The organism is Methanosarcina spelaei, assembly GCF_002287235.1.
GTDB classification, from domain to species: domain Archaea; phylum Halobacteriota; class Methanosarcinia; order Methanosarcinales; family Methanosarcinaceae; genus Methanosarcina; species Methanosarcina spelaei.
The window spans coordinates 1-535 of sequence record NZ_LMVP01000385.1; the positions used below are offsets into that span (position 1 = coordinate 1).

Genomic DNA, 535 nt, shown 5'->3' on the forward strand with positions numbered 1-535 from the left:
ATATTATTATATTATATCTAATATATAAATATCAACTATATAATAGTGGAGCACCGAAAAATAGAAAGCTGAAAAATAGAAAGCTGAAAAATAGAAAGCTGAAAAATAGAAAGTTGAAAAATAGAAAGTTGAAAGATTAAAAAATTTGTATCCTCTTCAAATTGAGTGGAAAGCTCTCAATTTCTGCTTATTGAGCTTTTTTCTCTGATTAGTTGAGCTAAAGATGGCATCTCAAATATACTGCTGACTCTATCACATATGTACTGATATGCACTTACATCCAGTTTCTTTGCTGTCTGAACAATCGTCATAAATGTGTCGTTTGCCTTTGTTCCTTCCTCTGTTATAGTTTGAAGGCTGACATCTCTTTTTCTGACCTTTGCTCTTGCTGCCAGTTCCGCTGCATTGTTATGCAGCGGAATCTCTGGCAAACTCAGCACCTTTAACAGGTATTCTTTGTTCTCTTTCGTCTTAGCGATTCTTTCATCCAGCTTTTCATATCCTGTTTTGGTAGAAAACAACTGATCAAACTTAA

The 535-nt window shown here is 33.8% G+C and carries 1 protein-coding gene; it reads right to left on the minus strand.

Annotated elements, in window-relative coordinates; genetic code table 11:
• Positions 1 to 176 precede the first annotated feature (176 nt).
• Positions 177 to 535 (minus strand): IS66 family transposase (locus ASJ81_RS15025; RefSeq protein ID WP_170943143.1); only part of this gene is annotated, 359 nt, incomplete at its 5' end.